Consider the following 21,993-nt stretch of genomic DNA (forward strand, 5'->3'; position numbering starts at 1 on the left):
TTTTAAGATTCTTCGTTAAGAACGACCGCAAAGTTACTATTTATTTCGGTTCTCCGCTATTAAATCGTTATTTATTCTTGGCTTTTGATTCCTCTTTTGTAACTTTATAGGTGTTACAGAAATATTTGCATATCATTTGCAAACCACAGGTAGCACATTTGGGAGTACGTGCCTGACAAACATAACGACCGTGAAGGATTAGCCAATGATGGGCGATAGGGATCAGTTCTTCCGGAATATTCTTTATCAGTTCTTTTTCCACACTAAACGGAGTAGTGCAACTGTCCGGCACTAATCCGATGCGGTGGCTTACCCGGAATACGTGTGTGTCAACCGCCATTGCCGCTTTATTGAATACTACGGACTGAATCACGTTGGCCGTCTTCCTGCCCACACCGGGCAGCTTTGTCAAGTCTTCCAGATTATCGGGAACTTGGCTTTGGAAGTCATTCACCAGCATTTTTGCCATGCCGACCAGATGTTTCGCCTTGTTGTTCGGATAAGATACACTCCGGATATATTCAAAAACGACTTCGGGAGTGGTGGCTGCCAAAGCCTCCGGAGTTGGAAAATCTTTATATAAAGTCGGAGTAATCATATTTACCCGTTTGTCCGTGCATTGGGCGGAGAGGATTACTGCGATCAGCAGTTCGTACGGATTGTTGTAATGCAATTCTGTTTCGGCCACAGGCACGTTCTCCTGAAACCAGGCGATCACTTTCTCATAACGTTCTTTCTTTCTCATCGTAGTTTGTTTTTATGGTAATGAGGCGTTACTTTGATTTTAAAATAGATGGCGGAAACTACCGTCAGGCAGGCTCCGAACAGATAGGCTTTGTCAAATGTGCTGATTTCCGCAATATATCCTCCCGTCAGCATACCAATACCGATTCCTACATCCCACGAAGTAAGATAGGTGGAAGTGGCCGTCCCCCGTTGGCTGTTGGGGGCCAGGTTGACAAACAGCGTATTGAATGCCGGAAACATGATCCCGAAGCCTACGCCCATCAGTAGTGCGACACCGAAAAACAGGATTGTGCAGGCCGCTTCATTCCATTGAATCAGATATACGCAAGAAGCTAACAGAAAGAAACTGAAAATGACAAGATACAGTCCGGTGGCTATTATTTGTGTTATTTTCCCCCGATCCACCAACTTCCCGGAGAATATCCGGGAGATAGCCATACCGATAGCCATAAAAGTGAAGAAGAATCCCGTTTGCGTGTTTATTCCTATCTGACGGGCATACATGGCTACATAATTGGTAGTCATGCCGTAAGGAATAGAAAGCAACAACAGGCTAAGTCCGGCAGGCAATCCTTTTAACAAGATAAACCGGTCGAGTGAAATAGGTTCCCGTTTCACCGGAGGTTTATAGGGTGTTTTTACTAAACTGGCGGAAATAAATCCCAATACACATGAACCGAGCGCATAACAGAATATCGTAGCAAAAGAGACTCCCGCGTCATGCAGGAATAATCCGAACATCGGTCCGATAGACATCGCTGTGTTGTTTGTAAGTCCGTAATAACCTAAACCTTCGCCTCTGCGTGAAGAGGGCATAATATCGATAACGACTGTATTTCCGCCCACTGTAACCATCCCGAACGAGACACCGTGTATAATACGGAATATGATAAATAAGGTCAGTGAACCGGCAATCAGATAACCGCCGAACATCATCATAAAGATAAAATAAGCGAAAAGATACAGCGGTTTGCGTGCAAATGTATCAAGCAGATAACCGGAAAACGGACGAATGCAAAGTGCCGCTACTGTATAACAGGAAAGTACGATGCCAATGATAGAGGTCCCTGCCTGGAAAAACTCGGATAAATAAAACGGCAAAACGGGAATCAGCAGCCAGAAACCGAAGTAGAGCAGAAAATTGGCTGCCAAGATGAAACAATAACTAGGAGTAATGAGTCTATCCTTTGCCATAATGAATGTATTTGTTTCACCGCAGAGGACGCAGAGTCTCACGGAGTTTTTCTTTCTAATGACTTTCTATGAAGAACGAGCCGTAATTGATACGGCTGAAATAAGAACTCTGTGTCCTCTGCGTCCTCTGTGGTGAAATCTAAATTTAGTAAGCGCTTTCGAATTCCTTCAGGAAGCGTGTGTCATTTTCAGAGAACAGTCTGAGGTCGTTGACGCGATATTTTAAGTTGGTGATTCGTTCAATACCCATTCCTAAAGCATAACCGCTATATATCTTGCTGTCAATACCGTTCAGCTCCAGCACGTTCGGATCTACCATACCGCAACCTAAAATTTCCACCCAACCTGTGTGTTTGCAGAAAGGACAACCTTTTCCACCGCAGATGTTACAGCTTATATCCATTTCGGCACTGGGCTCTGTGAAAGGGAAGTAAGAAGGACGCAGGCGGATTTTGGTATCTTCACCGAACATTTCGCGGGCAAAAAGAAGCAATGCCTGTTTCAAATCCGTGAAAGACACGTTGCGGTCTACGTATAAAGCTTCCACTTGGTGGAAGAAGGCGTGTGCACGGTAGCTGATAGCTTCGTTACGATATACGCGTCCTGGACAAAGTACGCGGATAGGAGGTTGTGTAGACTCCATTACACGGCTCTGTACGCTGGATGTATGTGTACGCAAAACGACATTGTGAGACACTTCGGTATTGTTATCAATAAAGAAAGTGTCTTGCATATCGCGTGCCGGATGGTCTTCCGCAAAGTTCATGGAAGAGAATACATGCCAGTCGTCTTCGATTTCCGGTCCGTCTGCGATGTTGAAACCCATTCGGGCAAAAATATCGATGATTTCGTTCTTCACGATTGTGAGCGGATGGCGTGTACCAAGTTTCACAGGATAAGCCGAACGGGTCAAATCCAATCCGTCGCAACCGTTGTCTTGGTTTTCAAACTGCTCTTTCAGCGCATTGATTTTATCCTGCGCTTTCGTTTTCAGTTCATTCAGCCTCATGCCGACTTCCTTTTTCTGCTCAGCCGGTACGTTGCGAAAATCTGCCATTAAGTCGTTAATGGCTCCCTTCTTGCTAAGGTATTTGATGCGGAGAGCTTCGAGTTCTTCGGCATTGGAGGCGTGCAAGGCTTCCACCTCTTTCAGAAGTTGTTCAATCTTAGCTATCATATTTTTGATATATTGTTATTCAGTTTCTTGGTAAAAACCTTGCAAAGATATAATATTTATTTCAGTTAGTAAAATCTATATAGACGTTTTTATGGAGTTCCTTACTTTAGGTTCGGATTTAAAATCGCATCCTCGTAAGGATAGGGAGCGTACATTTTACTATCATCCCATGTACCCGTCACGGGCACCGCTTCATTTCTCTCGATACCCTCCGCTACTTTTATTAGCGGGTTCTCCTTGCGGTATTCAAAATGATCTTTGTACCGGTACATCCTGAACATATCCCTGGCTCTGCTCGCAATGCCTCCCCAATAGTATCCGGCTATTTCCCAGCCGTGCTCATCGTAGGCGGCTTCTGCCAGTGCTTCGGGGGTCATGGTTTCCTTATAAAAATTAGTTTCTTGACCGTCAGCCCTGTTACGTACCTTATTTAATACTTCTATGGCTTTTGTATTGACTTCTCCCGAACGCCCTGTTGCTTCGGCATACCAGCAATATACCTGCGACAGCCGTATCAGTTGGAGCGTCTTTTCGCCTGCCGCATTCACCAGAGCGGGATTGGTGTAATCGAACTCCGTTCCACGTACAGCACCTTCCACCGTTTTCATGAAAACAGGTGCAACCACTTCGCGGGAAGGTGGATCGGTGTCATACCACCAGTCATGTAGCTCGCCATCGCTCAATATGATTTTAGGAAAGTAAGTGGCATCTTTGCGCGGTCCTTCCGGAAAAGCTTTCCAGAATTTGATTTCTCCATTGGTATCTCCCCATCCGCCTTGTGCCATATCCTGAAGGAAGTCGGTCAAGGGAGCGGCTTGATTTGTCTGGTCCCGGTTATAGTAGATACCCAGCAGTAACTCTTTATTCTTATTATTATATTCCCAAGAATATACCTGGCTGTATTCATCCAGCAGTGCATAATTATAAATGTGGTTCTCCACACCGTCGATTACTTCTTTTGCTTTGCCTGCCGCCAGTTTATAATATTCCGTTCCTTTGTTGAGCGGCCATCCTGCCATGCACATATACACGTATGCCATTGTCGCTTTCACTGCTCCTTCACTTACGGCGATATTTATTCCGTTTCTGGCATAAGGCTCTTTGGTGTAATTTGCAGGACAATCTGTTTCTGCAATCTTCAGGTCGGATAGAATCAATTTATAAACTTCTTCTTCTGTTTGCAAAGGAGCGTTGTAATTGATTTCCTCTTCCAGCATGATAGGTACTTTTCCCCACGTTGTCACCAGATAGAAATACGAATAGGCTCTCCAATAATGTGCCTGTCCGATAGCAGCCTTAATTTCTTCCTCTGATACGTCAGGGGTGCGTCCAGCATTGTTGATAATGAAGTTGGCGGCTTTGATTACTTTGAAACGCTGTTCCCACATACTGGACAACCATGAATTATTATCTTTCACATCAAACTGGTCATGTTCCCTAAGCGGCTGTTTGTTGCTGGAAGGGTGGGTGGAAATATCATCACCGGCTAGGAAGTTAGTACCGCAAAGATTATTGCTTGCCTGTGAACTTGCTATCACGGAGTATAGTGCGGTCAGTGAAGCATCAAGATCTTCTTTGTTGCTGAAGAATTCTTCTGAGGGCAACTGTCCTTTAGGGTCTTCGGTCAGGAAGTCGTTACACGAAACCAAGCATAGACCCGCCCAAACGAATGGCAATGTCTTTTTGATATACTTATATGTTGTTTTCATCTTGTTCTTTATTTATAGGTCAATGGTTAAAATCTGATTTTGGCGCCAAAAGTTATTGTTCGTGGGATGGGGTACGCACCATAATCCAGACCGTCATAGCTGGTATAAACCTCCGGATCCATTCCTTTGTAACGGGTGATTGTAAAAAGGTCTTGCGCGCTTACGGATAATTGTATACTTGCAAATTTGGCAACCCGTCTCGGAATGCGATACGAAATGCTGACGTTTTTCAATTTGACGAAAGAAGCGTCTTCCAGCCAGAAGTCCGAGTTGGCGTAATTCTTACTTTCGGTATTGGTGAGGCTCGGATAAGCTGCTTCCGCTTTGTTGCTTACGTGATCCCAACCTTTGAAATACGCATCCCGCAGCGTGACGAAACGTGAATTCCCGGTCATTGAGGCGGCCGTGTAGCGGCTTATATTCAGGCGGTTGTATCCGGTGGCGGCATTGAAGAAGATGTTTACAGTCCAGTTTTTCCAACTGATTGTGTTGTTCCACCCCATTGTCCATTTCGGGCTTGCCTGTCCTTTTACTACCAAGTCGTCGGAAGTAGGGCTGGTAGTCAGACTACCGTCTGCTTTCTGATAAAGGTTGGCGCCTTTGTCGTCGAATCCTTTCCATTGATATACATAGAAAGATCCCATCGGATAACCGGGCTTCATAATTTGCATCGCACCGCCCAAATCGCTGTAGTTGGCTGTCAGTACGAAGTCACTGCCGGCAAGGTCAGTTACTTCATTTTTCACATAAGCGGCATTGAAACCGGTCTCCCAAGTCACCGTTCCTTTCACCGGGAAGGTGTTGACCGAGAATTCAACTCCCGTGTTCTTCAGTTCACCCTGATTCACCCAATACGTACCTCCACCGTTGTATTTGGGTACTTGTTTTTGGAAGAGCAGGTCTTTGGTTATTTTCTTGAACCAATCGAATGTAATGTTGAACCCGCCCAAGCTTAAATCTACTCCCAAATCATATTGGTAGGTTTTTTCCCAAGTGATATCGGGAGTAGGGAACTGGTTACCCCAATACCCTGTGTAAGCATTGGAAGTACCCCAGCCGTAAGTTGCGCCCGATAACATTCCCAGCGTACTGTATGCGGCAATGTCCTGATTACCGGTGACACCGAAACTACCTCTTAATTTCAATTGTTCCAATATATGTTGGTTGCTCATGAACTTCTCCTTTGCTATATCCCAAGCTACTGCTGCGGATGGAAAATATCCCCATTTATTGTTTCCTTGAAATTTGGAAGAGCCGTCCGCTCTTAATGCGGCAGTGATGAAATACCGTTTCTTGTAGTCATAGTTGGCACGTATGATTCCTGAAGCAAGAGACGCTTCTGTGTACGAGTTACTTGCATTTCTTATGGCGGCATTGGCGATATTCCAATATCCTACGCTCTCATTGTTCAGATTCGAACCGGTACCTTGCAAGCCCGTATCCCACGAGCGGCTGATTTCCCATACGGCCATTGCCGTAACGTTGTGGTCACCGAATTGTCTTTGCCAGGTCAGGTTATTGGTATTCTGCCAATAGTTATGCATATTGCTGGTGTTGTTCATGCTGTTGATTGCACCGGGAGCTTCCAATTTCGATTTGAAAGAATAGGAAGGGCTGTGGTCGTAGTCGTATCCACCTTGTACGGAGAACGTAAGCCCTTTCATTATCTTGAATAATAAGGTCAGGTTAGCATTGAGGTTATAACTGTAACTGTCACTGTAGTTAACCATCAGCTCACCGTATGGATTCGAGCCGTTGGCGATGTTATACGGGTCTCTGTTGTATATGCCGGTTTCCGGATCTTTCATTTCCATCGTAGGGGAGAAGTTGGTGATATGAAACCAGTTGGCGCCGTCGTTATGCTTATGCAGACTGCTGGCGTTCATCTTGGCGGAGATAGTCAGCCAGGGTTTTACATCAGCATCGATGTTTGCCCGGATACCATAACGTTTGTAATCCGTCCTGATAGTGACGGCTTCCTGATCCAGCATATTTCCGGAAATAAGATATTTCACTTTGGCGTTTCCACCGGAGATGCTTAATCTGTAATCCTGCGTGATACCGGTGTGAGTGATGAGGTCAGCCCAATTGATTCCTTTTGTCCCGTTTTTGTAGGCTTCGAGGTCTTCTGCTGAAATCGTAGATGAACCGCGTATATCATTCAGTGCCGTTGCATATTCATATGCGTTCAGTAAATCATATTGTTTTCTCACTGTGGAAAGACCTACGGAAGCATCGAACGTAATACTGGCTTTTCCTTCGCTACCGCCTTTGGTGGTGATCAAAATAACTCCGTTTGAACCTCGCGAACCGTAAATAGCGGTGGATGAAGCGTCTTTCAGAACTTCCATCGATTGGATATCCGACGGATTGATACCGTCCAGCCCGCTGGAAGAGATGATTCCGTCTATCACGTACAACGGGTCACTACTTTTATTGATAGAGGTAGTACCGCGTACACGTACTTTCATGCCTGCTCCGGGCACACCGCTTGTCGCAGTAACTTCCACACCGGGTGTCCGGCCTTGAAGGATGTTTTCCACCCGTTTTACCGGTTGGTTCTTGAATTGCCTGGTCGACACACCGGAAACGGAGCCCGTCAAATCGCTTTTCTTGACTGTTCCGTATCCTACCACCACTACCTCTTCTAGTAGCTGATTGTCTTCTTTCAGTATGACATGAAGGGCTGTTCTTTTTCTTATTTTTATTTCCTGCGGATGATATCCGATATAAGAAATAACGAGGGTGGATCCTTGGGGAACACTCAGTGTAAATTTGCCGTCCATATCACTCGTTGTCCCTGTCGTTTCTTCTCCTTTTATTAATACAGAGGCACCGATGATGGTTTCTCCTTGTTCGTCATAAATAATTCCTTTTATGGTTCTGTTCCCGCCTTCATCGGTTTCGTCTTCTTGCACTTCCGTCACCGGCTCTCCCTCTGTCGGGGCTTCCATCGGCATGCTTGCTGCTTGTGAAAACAGATGTGATGGTAAAAGGAACACAAAAAGAATGCTTAACAACCGTTTGCTTTTTCTTGTCACTTTCATGTTTATTTAAGTTTAGATTTTCTTATAGGGATTGAATTCTGTTAATAATTAGCAAGCAGCGTGCCAGACCATTCTATATACTGTCCGGATAAAACGTAAATAATTGATTTTTATTGTTATAGTATTTAAGAAATAAAGTGTGTTTTTTTAGAAGTGTGGAATTGCAGACTGTGGAATTGTGTAAAAATTCCACAGTGTGATGGAGTATATTCCCCATTGTTTTATCGGTACGCATTGAAATAATTCCTATCTTTGCACCGTTATATACCGAAAATCCGGCAACTTATGAAAAAGATTGTTTTCACTCTTCTAATTTTGGCTTTTTCTTTTCGCCTTGCGGCCCAGACAGACTATTTGGAGCCGGTGCGATCTTTCTCTACTTATAAAGGCGAGTTGGGTGAATATTATCGTAGTGTATTCTCTTTGTTAAATACAGGTTTTCAGAAACAGCCTTATGCGCGTTTTACAGCTATTCCTTCCTTTTCGCCCGAATATGCCATGTCGGTAGAAAAGAAGAACGGACGTTATTTTCTGATATCGAACACGCTGTCACGAACTTATTGGCAGGCGGAGAAAGGAACGGTGAAAGTGGAGACGAAATCAGTTGCCGTCAGTCCGTCGCTTTATCGGTCTTTGGGAGCTATCTTTCATATAGCCACTGAGCAGATACAGGATTTGGATGGTTCCAGTGCCGGTTTGGATGGGGTTGTCTATTATTTTTCTTCCACCAATGAGAAAGGGAAAGAGCGGATGGGAAGGAAGTGGTCTCCGGAAAAAGGAACTTTGATGGAGCGTCTTGTGTTGGTTTGCCAGTCGGCTTATATGTTGTCCAAAGGTGGAAATATATCGGAGCAGACTTTGGCAGAAGAAGCCGCTTCTCTGTTGAAGGCCCTGCAACAACGCAGCAAGGAAGCTTCCGATGCATATAAACAACCGATATATGTTGGAATTTATCAGGTAGGTCCCCGCTCGAGAGCACTTTCTGGAAAACGGATAGAAGAGTTAGCTCATTTTCCGGATATGACTCCTGAAGAATATATTGCCGGACAGATGGTGTATCCGGTCGATTTATTGGAGAAAAATATTCCCGGATTTGCTTTGTGCGAGTTTACTATTGATAAAGAAGGAGTTATACTTCGTCCACATATAGTACGGTCTACGCATCCGGAGTTTGCGGAAGAAGCTCTCCGCATTGTAAAAGGAATGCCGAAGTGGGCTCCTGCTCTTGTAGAAGGTAAACCGACAGATAGTAATTATACTCTTTATATTCCTTTTCGACCGCAGAATTATCGGGCGAAATAACCTTCCTTCCCTAGTATAAAAACATAAAATCCTCTATCACCTATCACCTGTTGCTCTGAATTCCTTTATTCATCGTGCTTTCAATAAGGTGATAGGTTGTGTGTAATCTATCACCGCACCTGTCACCTATCACCGCTTTCTCTGAAAACAGTAATCGGTAGAATGTCTTTCTTACTATTTATTATTTTGTTTCATAGCTATTTGAAACATTTTGTTTAACGGTGGAAAACATTATGTTTCACGCTGCTAAACACTTTGTTTCGCACTGTCGAACACTTTGTCTCAAGCCGTTGAAACACGACTCTACTCCGTATGCTTGGGATGAATTATATGGTTGGTTTAGGTGAATCGTATGGTTAGTTTAAGTGAAACGTATAGTCGATTTAGGCAAATCGTATGATCGTATTGGGTGACAGATGTTTTGGCAAGATAGTTACTCATGTATAATCAGATTCAAAAAATCATTAAAACAAAGAACTTTTCTTGTTCTTGATTGTCTTATGACCATAAATATATAAAATGAGAACTTATGGATGATATGATTAACAGACACGATTCGATTGCAGAAGAAAATATCGAACCGAATGGTCGTCCGGCCACGAATGATTTTGAAGAATGGAGCAGTGAAGTTTCTGACCGTGCAGACAATGTTTTCAAGAATGATACGAAAGACGGTCCCGACAAAGGCCGTAAGAAACGTATAAAGGAAATAGATGAAGTGATAAAGAAGGACCTTGAATAAAGGCCCTTTTTTTGATAAAAATCTGAATCCTGTAATTTATTAACATTCCAATATTGGAAAGGAAGTGGAGCGTATCGGACTATAGCTTTGAGTACAATTGCTTTGGCTTGATTTTATACGCTCTTGTATATCAGTAATATATGTGGTGAATTGCATCTTTTAATGGCACATAAAATCATGTACGCTCAAAAAAGGGGGGAGTAGAAATAGAGGCTTACTCCCCACGATTTTTCTTTCTATATTTGCTCCAAAATAACAAATAAAGTAGTAAGATATATGATGGAAATTAGTCACAGTTGTAGAGCTTTTCTACACAAGAACGGACAGGTTATGATTCGTGTCAGATGGAATAACAGGAAGTGTGAAGTTGGCTTTTCTGTAGGTTGCAATGCTGATCCTGAAAAATGGGATAATGAGAACCAGAGAGCCAGATACAACACTACTCATAAAGTTGGTGGAAAGGTATATGTTGCCCGGGATATTAACAATCGCATTTCTCAATTTTTGGAATGTATTGAAGAATCTTTCACAGAGTATGGTGTACATTCCCAAATCCCTACCACAAAAGAGTTGAAAGAGCTGGTAAACGAAAAGCTGGGAAGGATAGAAAAGGAGATAGTAGTAGATGGTCCAATAGAGAGAGAAAAATCTTTTCGTGAAATTTTCAATGATTTCTTAGAAGTTTGTTCTATAGAAAGAAGTTGGAGTGAATCTGTACATCACAAATATGTTCAAGCATGGAACCACTTAAATAGTTGTGATCCAGATATTTCTCTAGCGACACTTAATAAGAATAAAATGACAGAATTAAAAAAATGGTACGTAAAAAATGGATATCGTAATCGTACCACTGTAAAACAATTCAGAATATTAAAATTTTTTCTTAGATGGATTGCTGCCAATGGTTATCTAGTAGAACAAGGAGTACTCAACTATAAGGTAAACTTAACTGTAACTAAAAAAGAAGTTACTTTTCTGAAATATAAAGAATTACTCCATTTTGCATCTTTCCAATTCCCTAAAAATAAAGAGTACTTAGATAGAGCTAGAGATATGTTTTGTTTTATGGCATTTACATCTTTACGTTATTCTGATTTAAGAGCATTAAAGAGTGTACATATTTTAAATGGAAAAATTGAGATGTATACCCAAAAAACAAATGATAAAATTACTATTCCTATAATAGAGAATGCTCAAAAGATTATAGATAAATATTCGTGGTATCACTCTGAGAACGGTACAATATTTCCAGTCCCTTCCAATCAGAAACTTAATGATTACTTGAAAGAAGCGGCAGAGCTGGCGGGATTGGATAGAGAGATTGTCGAAACTTATTTTATAGGGACACAACGACATGAGGAAATCCATAAGTTTTATGAGACAATTAGCTGCCATGACGGAAGACGTACCTTTGTTTGTTGCTCACTTGCATTAGGCATATCTCCTACAGTAGTGATGAGTTGTACGGGGCACAGTGATTATGAGTCAATGAAGCCTTACATCGAAGTTGCAGACGAAACACAGAAAATGCAAATGGAAAAATGGAATACTCATCAATACAAATCAGGCATTATAGAAAGTTTGGAAAAAATGACTCCGGCACAATTAAAAGAAATTTATGAGCATATCAGGAGTATAGCGTAATAAAAAATCGCTATATTTGGAACAGCATTCGGAAAATCCGGTGCTGTTTTTTTGTGTTCCAACTTTAAATTATAAATATCATGACTAATGTTGAATATAATGAATTTGCAAAAAAAGTTTTAGAGGAAGTTGATAAAATAGAATTTGAAAATGAAAGTGATATAACTAATATTTCAGAATTATTTTACCTTAAAATCAGAGAGGCAATAGTTCGTTGGAAAAATAAAAAATGTCTACATATAGTGAGTTTAAAGCCTTAATGCAAGTGTCAAGTAATGATAAAACCCCTGTTGAGGATTCTGAGGACTCTATATCTTTAGACAATAGTATTGATGAGCAGAAAAATAAACAGTTTTATAAGATATTACTTTTTCGTAATTATCAATCACTAATAGAAGATTTACCTAACATTGAGAATATATTATTACAGATTGGCGTTGAGAATCCCAAAGAATTTGCAGTAAGGGTAAAATGTATAGATAAAATAAGCAGTGAAGATGATTGGAAAGTTGTAAATATGACTGTTGATTGTTTTGAGGAAAAAGATAACAAACAAAAAAGCTACTTTACAGGGTTATCTTTCTATTATCAGTTAAGAAAATGCCTCTTGATGCTGTTTGACATTTTAGATAAAGATACATTTCTTTTTTTGGCAAAAAGAATAAAATATATAGGGGATCGTTATTTTGATACTTATAAAGAAAGAATGATGATTTATAGAGATATATTTAATAAATTTGATGAATATTTTATACATCATAATGAAGCCTTAATACGGATTTTCGAGAAGAGATACTTAAACTTAATTAAGAGATATAAAATGACAGACTTATATACGAATGATGAGAAGGATTTACAGGATAATTCGTTGGATAATACACCAGATGATTACTCCATATCACCTGCATTAATTTTAGATATTATGTTTATAGCATATTTTATTCTCTATCATTTGCCTGTGTTCATTCCTATAGGATTTTGGCTATTAAAATCAGACAAGACACCATTAAATTTAAAAATATCACTAAGAGAATCTTTTAAAAAACCGGATTATGCTCCATTGATTCAACATGAATACGATTGGCATCAACATGAATACGATTGGTATCAACATGAATCTGATAAGACGGAAGAATTATTCAAAGATATTTTTTATTCAGGAGCTTCTGTTGATTTAAGCACTTTTGGAATTGTAGATTATGATTTGTCTAATTGGAAACACTCATTCGATACAGCAGAGGAAAATAATTCAATTCAAGAACCATCTCAGATAGAAACAAGTCCTTCATTATTTCAGGAGTTCAATAATGTTTTCTCTTTAATAGATAATGAATTATATCCATATTATGTCCTTTTTGAAGAGAATACATCGTCAGAAAAAGGGCATCTTTTTAGAAAAGTTTACCTATCCTCTCTTATTACTTATGCTGATACAATAAATGATGATTATTCTTTATATGGCTTTGCTTATCTTATTTATAAATCTCAATTTTTAAATTGGAGAAGATTAAAATTTAATGATGGATTTGTTCATAAAATAGGATTGATATTTGCGATAAAGGCTCCCAATACTAAGAAATATCCAGAAAGTAAGGCTCAATGTAAAGCGTGGGAGATATTAAAAAAATCACAATTGATACCTAAGGAATTATTGGCTGATAAGGAAATAAGATTATTAGAATTAAAATTCGAAAAAAAGAAATAATCATTCTTCCATCATTCCTCTTTCATTCCTTATTTAACTCCTTGTAAAAAGATAATTGCCTTTTTTACAGGGAGTTATTATTTTATTTCTTTCAAGGTTTCATTCCTATTTACGTCCTCCATAAAAATACTCTCAAAAATAACACAGAACTTTGTGCCATCCTTGCAAGGAGATAAATTACTAAAAAAATAAATTATGAAACAAGAAGTAAAATCACTCGAAGCACTTCTTAATAAGACAGTGCTAACCATGAACGGTGCAGAGTTTTTGGAATTACTGCACCAAGTGAAAAGAACAGAGGTAAAGGAAGAGAAAAAGCAGTCTTCACTAAATGATTATCGGGATTTACCACAGTTCATAACGGGTATTAAAGGACTTGCAAAGGTACTGGGTATCTCTGTAAGTACGGTAAACAGGATGAAAACTGAAGGATTGCTTGATGATGCAATCTTCCAGAACGGAAAGACCGTAATTTTCGATACCTATAAGGTACTAGAAATCCTGCGTGTAAGTAATCGGAAAAGTAAGTACAATATTAAAAACCAAAAGTTATGGAAAATAATCTAATACAACAACCTAATTCAACAGCCTCCCCCAAAGAAGCACCAATAAAACTGACAAGAGGAATGATTTTCACCTTATCTACATTACTCGGAATGAGGTATTCTTTCGGGCGCATCAAGATTAACCGTGATATTGATGCGAAGCAGGTCAAGAAAAAAATTGCTTCCATTCTGGCCTGCAAAGGTATAATCTCTCCATTTCTTGTTGTGCCTGCTGCTGTCTGTTTAAAAGCGGGATTGGAACTGGAGGAGTCTGACGGAAATCCAATCACAGAGGATACCCCAGACCTCGATCTTATCCTTATTGTAATTGACGGACAGCACCGTATGGAGGCTCTCAAGCAATTGAACAAGAAGTTAAGGAAAGAGGGCAAAACAGAATATGAGGGCTATGTCTATCTTCCTCTTATAGATGATTACAACGTTCCCACGGTGCTGCGGGAAGCCAATTCAGCAACGAATCCCTGGGATGGTATGGATTGGGTGACACAACTCCTTGCCACAGCAAAAGAGAAAGGTATATCAACTGAAAAATTGGAGTGGGTAAAAGAGAAAGCCAAAACCGGATCTGATTCCGCTGCATGGTCTTGGGTAAATGGTGGCAAAACCAATTCAAAGACAGTCTGCATCAAGGCTTCAACTGATGATCAAAAACTGGAGGAGCTGGCTGATACTACATCATTTGAGGAGGACAAGAAACTTTATGAATCAGCCGCCAAGTCTTTTGAAGGGAACTCAGCCAAAGTTCTCGGTTGGAAAGTGCTACCGGAATGGATCTACAAGCAACTGGATTCTCTGATAAAAAAAGATATGAAACGGAGTGAGGCCATGAATCTGCTGGTTACATTTCTTGAAGGCATAGGAGTTACCAATGCACAGGAAATAAGCCAGATAAAGAAGAACGCTAGCCAGAGCAAGGACAATATGATTATTGCCAAGTTGAACGAATTATTTGCTGATTTTAATTTAAAACACTAATCCCAGTTTCTCCATCATGTGAGAGGTGGTGGGGATTCTATAAACAATGCTCAGAAAATGAAGAACCTGAAACAACTTAGGGAAGACGGGTATAGTTTCTGTCTCCCTCAAAAAACAAAACTTGATACTGGGATTATCAACAAATTACAATGCCAATTGATGTATCCTGTTGGAGTTGTTATAATTCATGTTACTCCGGTCAGTGAATATCTGGTACGTGGTGTGTCCGTAGTTGACTAAAATGGCGATCTTGTAACTTCCCTTGATAACGACTTGGAAAAGAAGCTGGTTATTGTTAGTAGTGATCTGAACCTTTGGTATGCTCTGTTACAATCTGCTGTCAAGGATGAGGAGGTAAATATCGAAACAATTGCAGGCAGATATATGAAATTCTAATATAAAGTAAGCAGGGGCCCAGCTTGCTTTATCACAATTGAAGTTTAATAAAAAAATTACGATAATGGAAAAAACCAAAATTCCCATTACAGCCCTTTTTGTGCTTAAAAATATCCTTGACGCAGAATGTAAAGGGCTTGGAAACAGAAGGATAGCAGCAACTAAACCCTTAAAACAAGAAACAATGAAAAAAAAGAACTTATCAACAACAAATACATTACCATTTCCCGGTAAAAAAGAATATACTTCTTTGGGTGAGGTAAAGAAAGAGTTTTTGGGCAATTTCAGTTACCTTACGCATAAAATCGGCCGGGAAATAGGCAAAAACATGCCTCTGTACAAGGCCTATTCTGATACGGACCATTCCGATATCGGTCCACATTATAAAACCTTTCCGTCCATTGATCTGGAAGACGGTTATACAACCCATGTCGGCATGAACTGGCCGGAAAGGAAAGACAACCTGCTCCTTTCCCTGACTAAAGACTTTGTTCTTGGAAACGGAGGTGACAATATCACATTCGGAATGATATATCCTGATAAACCGAAAAAGAGAGTGTCGGCCTTTCTTACCGAATCATTTTTTGAAAGTTTCTCGGGTTCGACAAAGTTTGGAAAAGTTTATTTCTTCCTTATCGCCAGTAAAGCGGGATATATCTCACAACAGTCTTCAGGAGAAGCCAGATGGCTGTTTCCGGAAGGGGTCGCTTTGGGTTATAGGAACAGTGATTTCTACGTATTCAATGGATTTACCGACCAGATTAAATATCAGGGCGAAAAACTGACGGGTAATACAATAAAAAGGCTTGACGATATTCTGTGGAGCATCAAATAGCAATTCCCAACCGGAAGAGGGAGAATTCGATGTTCTCCCTCCCATTAATAAGAATTTTAACCAAGGTAAAAAACTGATTATGAAACATTTAAAAGGAAATGAAAATATATTCCCGAAGCGGATGTATTGCAAGAAAACAGAGATTGACTTGTCAAAAAGTGGGACGGGCTTGTTTCCTGGTGGCTTTTATGTGAACCGGCACGTTAAAAGGGTGATACTTCCGGATTATGCGGATACAGTACCGGCCAATCTGTTCAAGGGATGTATAAACCTGAAGGAAGTTACTCTCCCCATAGATCCGGATATTGACGAGTCAGCATTTGAAGGATGCAAGTCACTGACTGATATTCATATTCCACTTTGTGTCGGTAGTATTGCGGCAAACGCTTTCAGAGGATATCGGGAAAATATCAGATTCCATTCTGACTCACCGGCTGTCAACCCCAAAATATTGAAGCAACATATTGAGAAGGAGCTGGGACATAGTATCGAACTGTATGATATTTCCGGTAACTTGGTGGTATCAACAGACTGATAGAACCGGAAGACATCCACTTTCCACAAGACCGTTTTCATCATGGTTTCCAAAGAGAAGTTATGGAATTGGAAACACTCTGTGGATTTGAAGAGAACAAGCAATAACATAATTCAAATTCAGTATGGTGAAAAGCTACATTCTTTTCATTACAGGTCCTCCTATGCCTGAAAATATCCCGGGTATAGAATGTAACAGGCTTATAAATAAGAAGATAACAAATTGTAAACTAAAAAAGCAATGAATGAATAAACAAAAAGAAATTCTTAAGGAAATCCTTGATAATATTCCAAAAACGGATTTCAAGGAGATTTATGCCGGTGGATTGTACCGGAGACTGGAAAAGGAAACTGATCCTGATGTGAAGAAACTTTTTCAGGAGAAGATCTATTCCATACAGGTCACTGATGAGAACAAATCCGTCCTTGTTGTCGAGAAAGTGAAGGAAGTCACTGAACAATTGGGCTATGGCCTTGTGATCAATGAGGAAGGAACGTGCTATCTGTATAACAAAGTGTTCTGGGAACCGATAAACGAGCTTGACCTGAAACATTTCCTAGGCAAGGCTTTCCAGAAAATGGGAGCTGACAAATATACAGCCAGAAATGTGAGGATAGCGAACAGGATCCATGAACAGGCCTGCTATTCTCTTTACAAGCAGACAGAACGGGATAAGGGTGTGGTTAAAATCAATCTGACTAATACGACCCTTGTGATTGGTCATGATGGAAGTGTGAAGGAACAGGAGCATTCGGCTGATGACTATTTCTTCTATGTCCTTCCTTATGAGTACGCCCCCAAAGCGATGTGTCCCATGTTTCAAAAGTTTCTAGATGAAGTTCTTCCAGAAAAGGATGTTCAGGAAGTATTACAGGAGTTTGTCGGTTGCTGTCTTAATCCCTTCATCAAACTGGAGAAGGTTCTATGTTGCATCGGAACTGGAGCAAATGGCAAAAGTGTGTTCTTTGAGACAATAATGGCTGTACTGGGAGAGAATAATGTTAGCTCGTATAACATCAACTCCTTATGTGATGATAAAGGTTATTCACGAATTATGATCAAGAATAAACTTCTAAACTATAGCAGCGACTTCAATGGTAAAATATGGGGTAATGGAATATTCAAACAACTTGCCAGTGGGGAACCGGTAGAAGCTCGACAGCTGTATCAAGACCCGGAAATGGTAAAAGGATATGCAAGACTGGCTTTTAACTGCAACTCGATTCCGACCAGTTCAGACAGTTCCTATGGTTTCAGAAGGAGACTGCTGATGATTCCATTCGGCATGAAGATAAGCAAGGAGAAAGCTGACCCTGACTTAGCCAGAAAACTTCGCTCCGAACTTCCCGGTATTTTATTATGGGCGATTGAAGGCTTGCAACGGTTTATCAGGAATGGAAAGAAACTCAGTTCATCTCCGACTATTGAAGCTCTGGAACAGGAATATAAGGAAGATACTGACAGTGTTGTCATGTTCCTGGGAAGTAAACATTACATACCGGGTGATAAGGATTTCAAGAGATTATCCGAGTTATATAATGAATATAAGGAGTACTGCAAGAGCAATAGTATTCGCTTCGAGTCCAAATCCAATCTAAAAAACAAACTGAAAGAGGAAGGTTATACAATTGAGGAAAAGGAAAAAAAGCTATCAAAGTCGCTATTACTACATCTGTGCCTTCTATTGTTCCTTCTCCTTTTTATCCCTAGCTCTTTCTTTCCCTGCCTCAAGAGAGAAGAGGAAATGTCGGGAATAGAGCGGGAAAAGGGGTGGAAAAGCCTATTTTACTTAACTTTTTCAATTCTAGTTATTCAGAAAATAGTAAAAAAAATAGGTTTTATAATTTCCCCTCCCCGCTTTCCCCTCCTTTCTTTCTTGAGGGAGGGAAGAAGGAAATGTGAGATAAAAAATATTAAAATATGAAAACAACTGTTTTTAAAGAAAAGCCCTACAGTGAGAAACATATTCATTCACTGACAGGTAAGGAGTATTATCAGACTATGGAATATCCTCCCAACCATGTGGATGTTGATCTGGTATTTGATATAATCAAGGAAGAAAAATTAAAATCACGGATAGATCAGGCAAGGGCTTACTATGATTCAGACCGTGTTACATATGAGAAGATTAAAGGGAAATTACCTATCTGTCTTTTTGCCGGAACATTCGGAAGATTCTGTAATGATGCTCTTATTACTCCTTCAGGTCTTGTAGTTGTTGATTTCGATAAGATTCCGGTTCCAAAAATGCCTGATGTATGGAATATGCTGGTTAATGACCCTTATACCTATGCAGCATTCCTTTCCCCTTCCGGTAGAGGTTATAAGGCTATTGTCCGTGTTGCCAATAATATTGATAACACCACCCATAACGAATACCTTGATGCTTTGAAGGATCATTATAACTCTCCGTTCTGGGATAACAGTTGTAAGGGGATATCCAGAGCTTGTTATCTTAGCAGTGACCCTGATCTTTATCAGAACAGGAACAGTATTGTATGGACGAAGAAAATTTCATCATCCCCTTCTTCCCCAGTTGTTATTCGTGTCAAAACTTATGCTCCACCTTACGAATATGAGAAGCTGCTAAATTTCTTAGAAGGTGGATTTAACAAGTACCCAATGACACGTGGAAACAGACATCGGTCATCTTTTGATAGAGCCAGAGAATTAGCGGAATGGGGTATTCCACAAGAAACAGCTTTCAGATATCTCTCCCAATTCATAGAACCGGATTTTTCAGAAGAGGAGATAAAACGTGAAGTAAGGAATGCCTATAAGTGGGTTAATGATAAAGGTAATTTTGGTAGTAAATATAGAAAAATTTAAGATTATGGATTACAAAAAATTATTAGGGGATATAATCAATGCCATTCCCCAATCAATTACTCCAACCAATAAGAAGGGGACGAATGCTGAAATCTGTGACAAGATACAGCAGACGGCGATCAGTATCGGTCATCCTTTCCAAACTTTCAGGGACCAGTGTGTTTATTGTTACACCGGAAACCATTGGGTTAGTATTGACGACTTTGATTTGAAAATATTTCTCAGGGAAGCTTTGGGGAGAATGACAAATAATATGGTGGAAGCATCACAAAGGGAAGTGGTGGAAGGATTATTCAAGCAGTTTCCATATACGGTGATGGGATTGGCGGTAGAGCAGGACAAGGAGAAAATTAACTTTCAGAACGGTACTTTTAATCTTAAAACCGGAAGGCTGGAACAACATCTGTATTTGGATTATTTCAGGTATGTTCTTCCTTACCCCTATAACCTAAATGCGACGTGTCAGATGTTTATGAAGTACTTGGACAGAGTATTACCGGACAAGGACGCTCAGAAGGTGTTGGCTGAATATATCGGTTGGATCTTTACTCCTTTGAAACTGGAGAAGGTCTTGTTCCTCTATGGCTCTGGAAAAAATGGGAAATCGGTGTTCGTGGATATTGTCGAGGCTCTTCTGGGTAAGGAGAATATTTCCCATGAATCTTTGTCGGACATGTGTGGTGAGAATGGAGACAGAAGCAGGGCAAATTTATCAGGAAAATTGCTGAATACCTGCTCTGATGTCGCTCCAAATGCTTTCTCGGGGGATATTTTCAAACGTATTGCCAGTGGAGAACCTATCAGCACCAGACAACTATATAAGGATGTGGCAACACTTACCGATTACGCCAAAATGCTTTTCTGTCTGAACGAACTTCCGAGAACCAATGACAAATCGAACGGATATTTCAGGAGGTTTCTTATCGTTCCCTTCAAAGTCCAGATACCCAAATCGGAAGTGGATCCGAAACTGGCTGAGAAGATTGTTTCTACAGAGTTACCCGGAATTATGAACTGGGTGCTTGAAGGTAGAAAACGGTTAATTACTCAATCCGGTTTTACAGAATCTTCATTATGCCAAAAACAATTGGAGGAATACCGTTATGGCAGTGGAGTACGGAAGAAAGTAAACCTGATTCTACCTGATGGATTTAAGTTATAAAAGAAAAGAGGAGACTGAACTTAATTGTCCGGTCTCCTTATTCTTTTTTATATACAATATATCCAATAGATAGGCATCGTTATGCTTTCATTGAAATCAGCAAAGATATTTTTTGTATTCCTCCCTAAGCTGTTTTTGTATAGAAATAATTATATTTTTCTGATTCTCTATCAATTTTGAATAATCATTAAAAGCAAGAGCTTCTTCTTTTTGTAGCATTTCGTATTCAATCTGATTATTTTTGGAATCAAGTTTAGATATTTTTTCGCCTATTTCTTGAATTTCTACAAGTTTGTCATTTATATCACTCAATGATTCCGTAGCATGAAATTTTCTTTCAATCTCCTGAAAATCATAGTACAAATATAAAGGGTCAAGCCTACTTACTGATTCTTCAAATAGATTATTACATTTCATTATTAATTTTTGCAATGCAAGCCATGTAGTTTGATTGCTTGTGTCTATTCCCTTGATTGTGATTTGCATCATATTATATGTATCCAATGCTTCCTGATACCATGCTATCGCTTTTTCCACTACATCTGTTTTTCTTTTAAAAATTATATTTTCTTTATTCATTTTCTACAGTTTTATCCTGCTATTGGTAGTGGATATGAACTGATTCCAATAGCATTCGGTTGATAAATAAAAGGATAATCACTCTTAATTACAGTACTATTGGAATCTTCATCTGATCCTGTAGAATAGATATGGTATCTTGCTGAGATATAAATATTCCTTATTTGGAAATCTATATGCCATTGGGGTTTACTATATGTGGACTTTGCTACATAATAATAACTATGTACAATATTGTCTAAAAGTTCATCTGTTCTTTGTATGCTCAGTTTTTGGATGATATTGTTATCAATGACGGTTCCCCTGTTATTATTCCTCAAGGTAGTAAATCTGTTACATTTGATTGGGAATTAGGTGCTAATTTTATGTTGGAGAATGGTGAAATAGCCGAGAAGTTTAACTTGAATCTACAATTTGAGATTAAAACTGAAGATTCAACGGTAAAATTAGACGACACAAGAGACCTTATGACAGTATATATAGAGAAGATGGTTAAGAATTTGGAACAGCCGGAAAACCGATACCGGAAAGCTGGCACCAATTGAACAAAAAAGGTTGGGAAATATCTGAGATTGATTCTGATATTCTCAGTAGCCGTTTTCCTGATAACTTAATAAAATATGGCGAAAAGACGGTAACGATAGTAACAAAGCTATAGAAATATTTGTTGCAGCTAAGAGGTTTGTACCAAGAAGCAATTTCCTTTTTACTGTAGATATGCAGAATGCTCAAACTTTCTCTGGTATCAGAGTTAAATATCTTGGTAGCAATCCAAGCAACTTCTATAAAGAAGTGACGATTTCTCTTTCTAGTAATAATTCCACTTGGACTAAAGTAGGAACGATCGAG

General features: G+C 39.8%; 20 protein-coding genes. 13 read left to right on the forward strand and 7 right to left on the reverse strand.

Features of this window, described 5'->3' with window-relative positions; genetic code table 11:
• Positions 1 to 67: 67 nt before the first annotated feature.
• From nth to BACFIN_RS03705, 5 genes are all read right to left on the reverse strand, one after another.
• The gene (gene nth, locus BACFIN_RS03725; protein ID WP_007756909.1) at positions 68 to 745 is read right to left on the reverse strand and encodes an endonuclease III; all 678 of its coding nucleotides are present in this window, start codon (positions 743 to 745) and stop codon (positions 68 to 70) included.
• A complete protein-coding gene (locus tag BACFIN_RS03720; protein WP_007756910.1) occupies positions 742 to 1,941 on the reverse strand; it encodes an MFS transporter in 1,200 nt (399 codons plus the stop codon). Before BACFIN_RS03720 ends, nth begins: the two co-directional genes overlap by 4 nt.
• A gap of 145 nt (positions 1,942 to 2,086) precedes the next feature.
• Positions 2,087 to 3,118, reverse strand: a complete 1,032-nt coding sequence (gene pheS, locus BACFIN_RS03715; RefSeq protein WP_007756911.1) for a phenylalanine--tRNA ligase subunit alpha — start codon at positions 3,116 to 3,118, stop codon at positions 2,087 to 2,089.
• A 101-nt stretch (positions 3,119 to 3,219) separates the two neighbouring features.
• Entirely contained in the window at positions 3,220 to 4,827 is a 1,608-nt protein-coding gene (locus BACFIN_RS03710) for a RagB/SusD family nutrient uptake outer membrane protein (protein ID WP_007756912.1), read from the reverse strand.
• Positions 4,828 to 4,853: 26 nt separating this feature from the next.
• On the reverse strand, positions 4,854 to 7,874 hold the full coding sequence (locus BACFIN_RS03705) for a SusC/RagA family TonB-linked outer membrane protein (protein ID WP_007756913.1): 3,021 nt from the start codon (positions 7,872 to 7,874) through the stop codon (positions 4,854 to 4,856).
• A 285-nt stretch (positions 7,875 to 8,159) separates the two neighbouring features.
• Between BACFIN_RS03705 and BACFIN_RS03700 the strand changes: the two genes are divergently transcribed.
• The 13 genes from BACFIN_RS03700 (at position 8,160) to BACFIN_RS03645 (ending at position 20,565) form a co-directional block, all read left to right on the forward strand.
• A complete protein-coding gene (locus tag BACFIN_RS03700) occupies positions 8,160 to 9,176 on the forward strand; it encodes an energy transducer TonB (protein ID WP_007756914.1) in 1,017 nt (338 codons plus the stop codon).
• A 529-nt stretch (positions 9,177 to 9,705) separates the two neighbouring features.
• Positions 9,706 to 9,918, forward strand: coding sequence for a hypothetical protein (locus BACFIN_RS03695; protein ID WP_007756916.1), 213 nt, complete (start codon positions 9,706 to 9,708; stop codon positions 9,916 to 9,918).
• Between the two features lie 276 nt (positions 9,919 to 10,194).
• Positions 10,195 to 11,562, forward strand: coding sequence for a site-specific integrase (locus BACFIN_RS03690; protein WP_007756917.1), 1,368 nt, complete (start codon positions 10,195 to 10,197; stop codon positions 11,560 to 11,562).
• Positions 11,563 to 11,642: 80 nt separating this feature from the next.
• On the forward strand, positions 11,643 to 11,822 hold the full coding sequence (locus BACFIN_RS03685) for a hypothetical protein (RefSeq protein ID WP_007756918.1): 180 nt from the start codon (positions 11,643 to 11,645) through the stop codon (positions 11,820 to 11,822).
• Positions 11,792 to 13,267, forward strand: a complete 1,476-nt coding sequence (locus BACFIN_RS03680) for a hypothetical protein (protein ID WP_149923955.1) — start codon at positions 11,792 to 11,794, stop codon at positions 13,265 to 13,267. Before BACFIN_RS03685 ends, BACFIN_RS03680 begins: the two co-directional genes overlap by 31 nt.
• Positions 13,268 to 13,462: 195 nt before the next feature.
• Positions 13,463 to 13,834 (forward strand): DUF3853 family protein, encoded by a 372-nt coding sequence (locus BACFIN_RS03675; protein WP_007756920.1) that lies wholly within the window; start codon positions 13,463 to 13,465, stop codon positions 13,832 to 13,834.
• On the forward strand, positions 13,819 to 14,808 hold the full coding sequence (locus tag BACFIN_RS03670) for a ParB N-terminal domain-containing protein (RefSeq protein WP_007756921.1): 990 nt from the start codon (positions 13,819 to 13,821) through the stop codon (positions 14,806 to 14,808). The genes BACFIN_RS03675 and BACFIN_RS03670 overlap by 16 nt, the downstream gene beginning before the upstream one ends.
• Before the next feature lie 57 nt (positions 14,809 to 14,865).
• Positions 14,866 to 15,048 (forward strand): hypothetical protein, encoded by a 183-nt coding sequence (locus BACFIN_RS23445; protein ID WP_230325549.1) that lies wholly within the window; start codon positions 14,866 to 14,868, stop codon positions 15,046 to 15,048.
• 340 nt (positions 15,049 to 15,388) lie between these two features.
• Positions 15,389 to 16,039, forward strand: a complete 651-nt coding sequence (locus tag BACFIN_RS03665) for a hypothetical protein (RefSeq protein WP_032839882.1) — start codon at positions 15,389 to 15,391, stop codon at positions 16,037 to 16,039.
• Between the two features lie 79 nt (positions 16,040 to 16,118).
• Positions 16,119 to 16,574 carry a leucine-rich repeat protein gene (locus BACFIN_RS03660; RefSeq protein WP_032839883.1) on the forward strand — a complete coding sequence of 152 codons (456 nt, stop codon included), beginning with the start codon at positions 16,119 to 16,121 and terminating at the stop codon, positions 16,572 to 16,574.
• Between the two features lie 244 nt (positions 16,575 to 16,818).
• Positions 16,819 to 18,498, forward strand: coding sequence for a DNA primase family protein (locus BACFIN_RS03655; protein WP_007756929.1), 1,680 nt, complete (start codon positions 16,819 to 16,821; stop codon positions 18,496 to 18,498).
• Positions 18,495 to 19,403 (forward strand): BT4734/BF3469 family protein, encoded by a 909-nt coding sequence (locus tag BACFIN_RS03650; RefSeq protein WP_007756931.1) that lies wholly within the window; start codon positions 18,495 to 18,497, stop codon positions 19,401 to 19,403. The genes BACFIN_RS03655 and BACFIN_RS03650 overlap by 4 nt, the downstream gene beginning before the upstream one ends.
• Before the next feature lie 4 nt (positions 19,404 to 19,407).
• Positions 19,408 to 20,565: a DNA primase family protein gene (locus BACFIN_RS03645; RefSeq protein ID WP_230325550.1), complete on the forward strand. Its 1,158-nt coding sequence runs from the start codon at positions 19,408 to 19,410 to the stop codon at positions 20,563 to 20,565.
• A gap of 96 nt (positions 20,566 to 20,661) precedes the next feature.
• Here BACFIN_RS03645 and BACFIN_RS03640 read toward each other — a convergent pair whose 3' ends face one another.
• Positions 20,662 to 21,144: a hypothetical protein gene (locus BACFIN_RS03640; protein WP_007756935.1), complete on the reverse strand. Its 483-nt coding sequence runs from the start codon at positions 21,142 to 21,144 to the stop codon at positions 20,662 to 20,664.
• A gap of 492 nt (positions 21,145 to 21,636) precedes the next feature.
• On the reverse strand, positions 21,637 to 21,993 hold a 357-nt coding region (locus BACFIN_RS23450), incomplete at its 5' end, for a hypothetical protein (protein WP_232281667.1).

Origin of the sequence: Bacteroides finegoldii DSM 17565, from assembly GCF_000156195.1 — a bacterium.
GTDB classification, from domain to species: Bacteria; Bacteroidota; Bacteroidia; order Bacteroidales; family Bacteroidaceae; genus Bacteroides; species Bacteroides finegoldii.

Coding starts and splice junctions, on each gene's coding strand:
- nth (WP_007756909.1), bottom strand. CDS start 745: ATGAGAAAGAAAGAACGTTATGAGAAAGTGATCGCCTGGTTTCAGGAG.
- BACFIN_RS03720 (WP_007756910.1), bottom strand. CDS start 1,941: ATGGCAAAGGATAGACTCATTACTCCTAGTTATTGTTTCATCTTGGCA.
- pheS (WP_007756911.1), bottom strand. CDS start 3,118: ATGATAGCTAAGATTGAACAACTTCTGAAAGAGGTGGAAGCCTTGCAC.
- BACFIN_RS03710 (WP_007756912.1), bottom strand. CDS start 4,827: ATGAAAACAACATATAAGTATATCAAAAAGACATTGCCATTCGTTTGG.
- BACFIN_RS03705 (WP_007756913.1), bottom strand. CDS start 7,874: ATGAAAGTGACAAGAAAAAGCAAACGGTTGTTAAGCATTCTTTTTGTG.
- BACFIN_RS03700 (WP_007756914.1), top strand. CDS start 8,160: ATGAAAAAGATTGTTTTCACTCTTCTAATTTTGGCTTTTTCTTTTCGC.
- BACFIN_RS03695 (WP_007756916.1), top strand. CDS start 9,706: ATGGATGATATGATTAACAGACACGATTCGATTGCAGAAGAAAATATC.
- BACFIN_RS03690 (WP_007756917.1), top strand. CDS start 10,195: ATGATGGAAATTAGTCACAGTTGTAGAGCTTTTCTACACAAGAACGGA.
- BACFIN_RS03685 (WP_007756918.1), top strand. CDS start 11,643: ATGACTAATGTTGAATATAATGAATTTGCAAAAAAAGTTTTAGAGGAA.
- BACFIN_RS03680 (WP_149923955.1), top strand. CDS start 11,792: ATGTCTACATATAGTGAGTTTAAAGCCTTAATGCAAGTGTCAAGTAAT.
- BACFIN_RS03675 (WP_007756920.1), top strand. CDS start 13,463: ATGAAACAAGAAGTAAAATCACTCGAAGCACTTCTTAATAAGACAGTG.
- BACFIN_RS03670 (WP_007756921.1), top strand. CDS start 13,819: ATGGAAAATAATCTAATACAACAACCTAATTCAACAGCCTCCCCCAAA.
- BACFIN_RS23445 (WP_230325549.1), top strand. CDS start 14,866: ATGAAGAACCTGAAACAACTTAGGGAAGACGGGTATAGTTTCTGTCTC.
- BACFIN_RS03665 (WP_032839882.1), top strand. CDS start 15,389: ATGAAAAAAAAGAACTTATCAACAACAAATACATTACCATTTCCCGGT.
- BACFIN_RS03660 (WP_032839883.1), top strand. CDS start 16,119: ATGAAACATTTAAAAGGAAATGAAAATATATTCCCGAAGCGGATGTAT.
- BACFIN_RS03655 (WP_007756929.1), top strand. CDS start 16,819: ATGAATAAACAAAAAGAAATTCTTAAGGAAATCCTTGATAATATTCCA.
- BACFIN_RS03650 (WP_007756931.1), top strand. CDS start 18,495: ATGAAAACAACTGTTTTTAAAGAAAAGCCCTACAGTGAGAAACATATT.
- BACFIN_RS03645 (WP_230325550.1), top strand. CDS start 19,408: ATGGATTACAAAAAATTATTAGGGGATATAATCAATGCCATTCCCCAA.
- BACFIN_RS03640 (WP_007756935.1), bottom strand. CDS start 21,144: ATGAATAAAGAAAATATAATTTTTAAAAGAAAAACAGATGTAGTGGAA.